7 protein-coding genes are annotated in these 7703 nt (G+C 67.5%); all 7 read right to left on the reverse strand.

What is annotated here, in order from left to right:
- Positions 1 to 6: 6 nt before the first annotated feature.
- The 7 genes from FKZ61_RS17200 to FKZ61_RS17230 all read right to left on the reverse strand — a co-directional run bounded on the left by FKZ61_RS17200 (position 7) and on the right by FKZ61_RS17230 (position 7405).
- Positions 7 to 2037 (reverse strand): sensor histidine kinase, encoded by a 2031-nt coding sequence (locus tag FKZ61_RS17200; protein WP_170199888.1) that lies wholly within the window; start codon positions 2035 to 2037, stop codon positions 7 to 9.
- 34 nt (positions 2038 to 2071) lie between these two features.
- A complete protein-coding gene (locus FKZ61_RS17205) occupies positions 2072 to 2323 on the reverse strand; it encodes a hypothetical protein (RefSeq protein ID WP_141611365.1) in 252 nt (83 codons plus the stop codon).
- A complete protein-coding gene (locus FKZ61_RS17210; protein ID WP_141611366.1) occupies positions 2323 to 3222 on the reverse strand; it encodes an NmrA/HSCARG family protein in 900 nt (299 codons plus the stop codon). The genes FKZ61_RS17205 and FKZ61_RS17210 overlap by 1 nt, the downstream gene beginning before the upstream one ends.
- 28 nt (positions 3223 to 3250) lie before the next feature.
- Positions 3251 to 5287, reverse strand: coding sequence for a Calx-beta domain-containing protein (locus tag FKZ61_RS17215; protein ID WP_170199890.1), 2037 nt, complete (start codon positions 5285 to 5287; stop codon positions 3251 to 3253).
- 112 nt (positions 5288 to 5399) lie between these two features.
- Complete coding sequence (locus tag FKZ61_RS17220) at positions 5400 to 5666, reverse strand: hypothetical protein (protein WP_170199892.1); 267 nt, start codon at positions 5664 to 5666, stop codon at positions 5400 to 5402.
- Between the two features lie 140 nt (positions 5667 to 5806).
- Positions 5807 to 6394 (reverse strand): DUF3592 domain-containing protein, encoded by a 588-nt coding sequence (locus FKZ61_RS17225; protein WP_170199894.1) that lies wholly within the window; start codon positions 6392 to 6394, stop codon positions 5807 to 5809.
- A 114-nt stretch (positions 6395 to 6508) separates the two neighbouring features.
- Entirely contained in the window at positions 6509 to 7405 is an 897-nt protein-coding gene (locus FKZ61_RS17230) for a c-type cytochrome (protein WP_170199896.1), read from the reverse strand.
- Positions 7406 to 7703 lie beyond the last annotated feature (298 nt).

A 7703-nucleotide genomic window follows, 5' to 3' on the forward strand; every position in this document is an offset into this window, starting at 1 on the left:
GGAGTGTTATCGCTCCTTGCCGCTGTTCAGCGGCAGCACGGCCGTCACCAGGATTCCCCGGCCCGGCGCCCCCTGCACAATCAGCGTCCCGCCCAGCTCCTCGGCCCGCTCCCGCATGGAGGCCAGGCCAACGCCGCTCCGGGCCGCGCCCGCCATGCCCCGGCCGTCGTCCTGCACCGTCAGGTGCAGGCGGTCGTCCTCGACCCACAGCCGCAGGGTGCAGCGCTGGGCCTGGGCATGGCGCACCACGTTGGTCAAGGCCTCCCGGCCGATGTGATAGGCGGCCACCTCCACGGCAGCCGGCAGGGGCGGCAGGCTGGACGGCGTCTCCACCTGCACCGCCAGGGCTTCGCCGGCGTAGCTTTCGGCAAAGACCCGCAGCGCGCCGGCCAGCCCCCACTGGTCCAGGGCCGGCGGCCGCAAAGCATAGACGATGCGGCGCACCTCGACCAGGGCGCCTTCGGTGTCGGCCTCCATCTGGGCCAGGAGCTGCGCGGCGACCTCCGGCCGGTCGGCCAGCAGGGCCCGGGCCGAGCCGATCTTGAGCAGTTGCGCGGCCAGGGAGGGACCCAGCCCGTCGTGCAGGTCCCGGCGCAGGCGGCGGCGCTCCTCCTCGCGGCCGGCGATCACCTGCTGGCGGGCCTGCTGCAGGTCGGCGGTGAGCTGCAGGGCGTGGACGGCCGCGCTCGCCTGCCGGGCTGCGTTGCGCAGCAGCGCTTCCTCGGTAGGGGTAAAGCTCTCCCCCGCCGCGCGCGGGGCAGCCCACAGAAAGCCGACGGTTGCACCCTGGTGGACCAGGGGAAAGGAACGGGCGTGGGGCGTGGGCCGGCCGTAGGCGGCGGCCATCCCTTGCGCCTCGTCCTGGCCGGTGGCCAGGGCCACGTAGGGCAGCTTGAGCGCCTGGGCGATGGTCTCCACCAGCGCCGGCAGCGCCTGCTCCGGGGCCAGCGCATCCTCCAGGCGTTGGCCCAGCCGGGCCAGCACCGCCAGGGGCTCATCCCGCTGTCCGTAGAGCAGGCGGTTCACCCCGCGCTGCAGGCGCTCCCGCAGGGGCTGGAAGAGCACCGCGGCCACGCCCGTGGCGATCAGGGCCAGCAGCCGGTTGTCCTGGGTCTGGACCAGGGCGCCGACGCCCCCCACCACCAGCCCATAGATGGCAACGACCGCGGCCGTCAATGCCCCGTAGACCAGGGTGCGGCCGAGGAGCAGGTCGATGTCCCACAGCCGGTAGCGCAGGATGGAGATGGCCAGCGTCGCGGGCAGCAGCAGCCCCAACGCCGCCAGCACACTTTGGTGGAGGTAGAAGGGCAGGGGCTCGGCAGGCAGCGCGTAGACGCCCGGCTCGATCAGCAGCACCCAATTCACCACCAGCAGCACCGGCCCCACCGCGCCCAACACCACCCACTTGGTCTGCTGCCGCTGGGCCGGCGAGGAGCGGCGCAGATAGCGGTAGACCTGCACCCCCAGCCCCAGGAGCATCGCCGCGGGGATAAAGGCCGCGGAGAAGCTGCCGTAGGCTTCTGCGGATAGCAGCATCCCCAGGGCATAGACGCCTGCCAGGAACAGGGTCAGGCGTTGCATCCAGCGGTTGAGGAAACGCCCGTCGGGAAAGGTGAACAAAAAGAGGAAGAAGAGGATGCCGCCCACAATCAGCAGCAGCCGGGCGAGCACTTCCCAGCCGGGCTGCTGGCTGACGGTGACGTTCACGCCGGTGAGCAGATACGGCCCCAGGAAGACCAGCGTCAGCGAGGTGAGGATGGCCATGGGGTCGTCCGGTTTGCGCACCACCAGCAGCACGGCCACCGCAAAGTAGCCCAGGGGCATCACCACGCCGTAGGGCACGTCCAGGAAGTTGCTGCTGACGGTGGTCTGGCCTGCGGCCCAGAGGCGCACCGACCAGAGCCAGAGGCCGGCCACGGTGAGGGCCAGGATGGGCCAGGCTGTCCGGGCCAGCCGCAGCCCCCAGCCCGACCACGGCGGCGCGGCTTCTGCCGGTGACGGATCAGGTTGCGTGGGGTTCCAGGATTGTTCGATCATGGCGAGACGCTGATAATCATTGGCGGGCGTCCGGTCAATTGGGTTCCCCGGAGCTGGCCGCGGCCAACTGCTGCCATTGTAACCCCAAAAACAGCATTGCGTAAACGGCATTTAGCGCCACGATCAGCCCGAACAGTTCCGCCACCACAAAGAGGGCGCTGCTGGGAATCTCCACCAGCCCAATGGCCGAGACGTTCAGCCCCAGCAGCAGCACCAGCACCGTGCAGGTGAGCAACACCGCCAGGAAGTGGCGCAGGGTGCGGCCGTGATCCCTGTGGCCGCCCATCACAGACCCTGCCCATTGCGCTCTGATTTGAGCCAGTCGGTCACGCTGTGCAGTTGCGGGCACGCCTCTCGCGCCGCCGCCAGCATCTCCCCTTTGGCTGCGTTGATGTCGTTGGCCGCCAGGTAGTCGGCCAGCCAGCGCCACATGGTCACCATCTCCGGACCGGCCATTTTGTTGAAGAGCGCCACCGGCAGGCCGATGCCAAAGGGCTTCTTGCCGGTGATGGCCTTGAACGCCTGCTGGCACTGGCGCATGCTGGCCACATCGCCGATCAGGTCGATATCCCGACCGATCCATTTCGTCGGATTTTCAAAGACGTTGGCGATGGCGGCGCCGATGTCGGCCACGGCCGTCCACGGCAGGGGCGTCTCCCAGCCCACAATTTTGGGCATCATCCCCCAGGCGGCCAGGGGCGGAAAGAAGGCCTTGTCGGTCATCAGCTCCATGAACGGGCCGGGACGTATCACCGTCACCGGCAGGCCCAGTTCGTCGCGCATGTACCGCTCCACCACCACTTTGCAATCGAAATGGGGCACGCCTGTGTCCGGCTGCCCCACCCCGGCCGAGCCAAAGACCAGGTGCGTCACCCCGGCTGTTTTGGCCGCGTCGGCGACGTGCTTGCCCTGGCGGATTTCGCCCTCCACGCCGCTGATCGACCAGTTCTGCACGCTGAAGACCCGGGTCACGCCGTCGAAGGCGGCCTCCAGCGAGGCGGGGTCGTCCATGTCGGCCTGCACCAGCTCTGCGCCCAACGCGGCCAGGGCCTGGGCCTTTTCGCTCTGGGGATCGCGCGTGACCGCGCGCACCCGCCAGCCCCGTTTCAGCAGCTCCCTGGCTGCCGCGCCGCCCATGTTGCCGGTGGCGCCAAACACCAGAACGCCCTTGGATGTGGTTGTCATTTGGGTTCTCCCTTGTATGGATGGATGCTCATCGAGTGATGACCGGCAAAAAGATCTGGAAACCGTCGTCGTTCCAGATCGTAGCCTGGGTGGCGTTGGTCTCGAGGGCGATGGCCGGGGATGGGTTGCTCAGGGTGAGGCGGAAAATCTCGTCGGATTCCGGGCGCACGTCGCCATAGACCGGTACGTCGATGTGGGCAATGGTCTGCCCCGGCGGAATGGTCAGGGTGCCGCTGGTAGCCTGATAGTCCTCTCCCGCCACAGCCCCCTGGAAGCCGTCGGATGTGGCGTACTCCACAGTGACGGGAAACGCCGCCGGCGTCGTCAGGGTGACCGTAAAGACGGCCGGCGTGACGCCAGTGTCTCCCTCTGTCACCCGGGGACCGAATTCGATGCGCAGGCGGGCTGTATCGTCGTCGGTGATGACCCCCACCGCCTCACCGTCCCCCAGGGTGGCGTTGGCCGGCGTGCTCAGTTGCACCACCAGGCTCTCCTCGCTTCCCTCATCCACATGGTCGCCCAGGATGTCCACCGTCACCACGTGGCTGGTCTCACCAGGGGCGAAGGTGAGTACGCCCGAGGTGGCGGTGTAGTCGCTGCCGGCGGTGGCGGATCCGTCGGCGGTGGCATAGGCCACGGTGACCATCGAGGCGCTGGCCGGCGAAAGGGTGACCACAAACGCCATGCTTTGGGCGCCGCGGTTGCCTTCCAGCACCGTCTGATCGGCGATGGAAAGCACCGCCAGGCCGTCGTCGTCGATGATGGCCCCGGTGGCCTGGGCGTCCAGCAGATCCGCGTTGACGGCCGCGCTCAGTTGCACCGTCAGGGTCTCGTCCAGCTCATCCTCCACGTCGCCGAGGATCGCAACCGGGATCGTCCGCTCCGTCTCGCCGGGGTTGAAGGTCAGCACACCGGCGGCCGGCGCATAGTCGACGCCGGCGAGGGCTGTGCCGTCGGCGGTGGCGTAGCTGACCTGCACGGTTTGGGTGCTGGCCGGCGCCAGGGTGACCGTGAATACGGCTGTGGCTGTGCCGGCATTTCCTTCGCGGATCGCGGTGTCGGCGATGCTGACCTGGTGTCTGGCCTCCACGGCGCCCACATCACAGAGAGCCGAGCCGTCTCCATTGCCGTCATAGGGCCGGGCCACACCGCGCGCGTCGAGGGAGGGGCATTGGGCGTTGTCTCCGCCATCGATGGCGGGGCTGCCCGGCAGCAGGCTGTGGGTCGGCGCCCAACCGCCGTTGTCGGCCAGCGGCCCCAGCCGTGGGTCGGTGCTCGGCTGATCGCCGCTCTGGTTCAGCCCGCAGGAGCCATCGCTGGACAGGTTGTAGCCCAGGGATGTGGGCGGCGAGAAGCGGGAACAGTTGTTGTCCTGGTTGTCGTCCAGGATGGTGTTGACCAGCGTGGCCACGGCGCCGTTGGCTGCATTTACACCGTTGACCCCCGTGCCTGCCGTGCTGGTGCGGGTGTTGTGGGCGATGGTGCTGTTTTGCAGGGAAAGGCTGCTGTTGGCGCCGACGAGATAGATGCCGCTGAAATTTCTGGTGGCGTTGTTGCCGCTCACAGTGATGTTGGTGGCCGTGATGGCGCCCAGCTGTGCATACAGCCCTGCGCCCGAATCTGCATGATTGCCCGACAGGGTCACCCGGTCGAGGATGAGTGCGTCGTTGGTGAACACGGCCAGCCCGCCGCCATAGGAGCCGGTGCGATTCCCGGCCACGGTCGTGTCCTCGATCCGCACGGACTGGCCGCCGGCGTAGATGCCGCCGCCGAAGAAGCCGTCTGCCGTGTTGTGGGCAAGGAGGCTATGGGTGATGGTGATGACACCCTGATTGGCGTTGTAGAGGCCGCCCCCGTCGCCGGCTGTCGTATTGCTCAACACCTGCGTGTTTTCCAGGACCAGTGCGCCCAGGTTGTATATCCCGCCGCCTGCCACCCTGGCTTGATTGTCGACCAGCGTGACATTCTGCAGGGTCAGGAACGCAACGCTGCCGATGAGCATGGCGCCGCCCACATCGGTGAACAAGTCCTCAGGCCCGTCGGCCAGACCATTCTGCACCTGCACACCCGCAATCACCACCGGCGAGGCGGTGACGTAGAAGGCCCGCCCCTGGGCGCCGGCATCGACGATGGTGTTTCCGGCGCCGTTGAGGGTGAGGGCTTTCGTGATCTCAATGTCATGCTCCGGATAGGTTACCCGCTGCGATCTCGAGGGTATCCCCGTCGGCAGCCTTGTCCACGGTCGCGGCGATGGTGGCGCAGGCCGTGCCTGGCGACCTGCAGTTGTTGCCATCGTTGCCGGTGGCAACGTCGACATACCAGGTAATGGCGGCCGGCGCAGCCAGCACACGGGCGTCGCCGGTGAGAGCCGATAGGGCCATGGCTCCCCAGGTCCCGCCCATGAACAGAAGAAAGAGCCCCCACCAGTTTCGACGCCGCATCATGATTTTCCTTTCGCGTGGATTAGATTGATGGTTCTGCTGCAAAAAGGTCAAATGAGGACGCTGACCCACGCCGATGAACGCTGATTCGGGAGATTCCCTCCTGCGTTTCTTTGCGCCTTTGCACCTTTGCGCCTTTGCGTTTAAAAATGCCCTTTCTGCAGGGGAGTCATTGATCCATGGCCGGACACCAGCGCTTTGCGCCGGGAGTAAAAACGTAACAAGGCTACGCCGGCCAGCAGGAACAAGAGGCCTAGCAGCAGCGGGGCGTATGCGCCAAAGCCTGCGCCCGGCAGCAAAACGGCCTCTTCCGGCGCGGCCGGGTCGTAATAGACGGTGATGGCGCTGCCGGCTGTGTACGCGGCTGCGGCAGCCCGGGCTGCCTCCTCGCTGTCGTAGGTGCGGCCGGCGGCATTGCTGCCATGGCCCAGCGAGAAGCGCTTGCCTGTGTAGGTGTGACCCTCCACCGCATAGGTGTAGTGCACTTCGAAAAAATACTCCCGGTCGGGCATCGATCCCTGGCTGTTGCTGAGATTCCTGGTGACGCGCACGTTCTGGACGCGTCCCGTGACCGCCGGCCAGTCCCGGCTGGCATTGGCTTTTTGCAGGAAAACGAAACCGAAGGCCAGCAGCGTCGCGCTGATTGCCAATGACAGGGCGGCCGTTCCCAACAGCAGCCGCAGTTGGGAACGTGTTGGGATCTGTGAGGGTTGGGTCTTGTGCGTTTCCATTGTCCCTCGCACATGGTCAGGTGAGAAGCATGGCGCGCCCATCGCGCTCAGCCTCGGCCCGGGCCAGGCCCCTGCCGCCGGCGGCCAGAAGCACCCGTCCTGTCCACATGGTGATCACTCCTGGCCGGCCACGGCGGGCAGAGATTGCAGGTAGAGGAAGAGCGCGGTCAGGTCCTCCTCGGTCATCTGTCCGTAGCCCGGCCACGGCATGTAGGCCGGGTTCAGCGCCTTGCCCGCGGGCGTGACGCCGGTCTGCAGGGTGCGGACGAAGTCGGCGGCCGTCCAGGTCGCCAGGTCGCCGCCCGGGGTCAGGTTAGGGCCAGGGGGCGCGCCCGGCTCCGACGACCGGCCGCCGGCCAGGGCCGGGCCGTGGCAACTGCGGCAGTCGCTGATGTTGGCCACATATTCGCCGTAGGCAGCGTCCACCTGTTGGGGTGGCGCGACCGGCCGCGGGCCGTCGTGGTCGATCCGCTCGGCTGCCAGCACATTCAAGACGCCCGCGCCCACCAGCACCCGGCCGAGCAGGCCCAGCGTGCGCTCGCCCAGGTCGTTGTCCACCGGCGGCGCGCTGTGCAGATAGGCGATGACCGCGGCCAGGTCTTCGTCGCTGTAGTGCCAGAAGGCGTCCGAGGGCATGATCATCAGGGGCCGGCCATCCTGGCCGATGCCGTGACGGATGGCGAGGAGCAGGTCCTGGTCGGTGTAGGTGGCGCCGATCCCACCTGCGCCGCCGGTCAGGTTGGGCGCGGGGATGCGGCCCAGGGCCGGGTCCTCGAAGAAGGGGGTGCCGGCCAGGTTGCCGCCGTGGCAGCCGGCGCATCCCGTGGCCACGAGATATTGGCCCCTTTGCAGCGCGGCCCCATCCGCGGGCACGGCCACGGTTTCCGGTTGCACCCGATAGACTTTGTTCAGCCGGCTGTTGCCGAGCAGCACCAGCGTGGTGACGGCCACAGCCGCCAGGCCCAGCAGGGCGGCCAGGGCGATGGCCAGGGTCTTGATGCGTTTTCCCATGGGTCGTTGCCTCCTGTGGAGATGGTGTCGTGATGCTGCCATCATAGCCGACGGCAGAGCACCCTGTCATGAGGCAGACGCCCATCTGGGGCGGGAAATGGGGGGAAGCGGTCGGGACGGCGTCCCGGCCGCTGCGGGAGATTTTCCCGTTGCAGCAACGGCCAGGAACCGGACCACGTCGGCCAGGAGGGGGGACGGTTGCCCTGAATCCCATCCCTGAGAACAGTCATTCCGGTTCCCAGGGGAGAGCGGGTATAATGGGCCGTAGCCGTAGAGACGCAGCATGCTGCGTCTCTAC

The organism is Litorilinea aerophila (genome assembly GCF_006569185.2).
Lineage (GTDB): Bacteria > Chloroflexota > Anaerolineae > Caldilineales > Caldilineaceae > Litorilinea > Litorilinea aerophila.

Excerpts from the sequence above, each read along its gene's own strand:
- FKZ61_RS17200 (WP_170199888.1), bottom strand. The coding sequence starts at position 2,037 with ATGATCGAACAATCCTGGAACCCCACGCAACCTGATCCGTCACCGGCA.
- FKZ61_RS17205 (WP_141611365.1), bottom strand. The coding sequence starts at position 2,323 with ATGGGCGGCCACAGGGATCACGGCCGCACCCTGCGCCACTTCCTGGCG.
- FKZ61_RS17210 (WP_141611366.1), bottom strand. The coding sequence starts at position 3,222 with ATGACAACCACATCCAAGGGCGTTCTGGTGTTTGGCGCCACCGGCAAC.
- FKZ61_RS17220 (WP_170199892.1), bottom strand. The coding sequence starts at position 5,666 with ATGATGCGGCGTCGAAACTGGTGGGGGCTCTTTCTTCTGTTCATGGGC.
- FKZ61_RS17225 (WP_170199894.1), bottom strand. The coding sequence starts at position 6,394 with ATGGAAACGCACAAGACCCAACCCTCACAGATCCCAACACGTTCCCAA.
- FKZ61_RS17230 (WP_170199896.1), bottom strand. The coding sequence starts at position 7,405 with ATGGGAAAACGCATCAAGACCCTGGCCATCGCCCTGGCCGCCCTGCTG.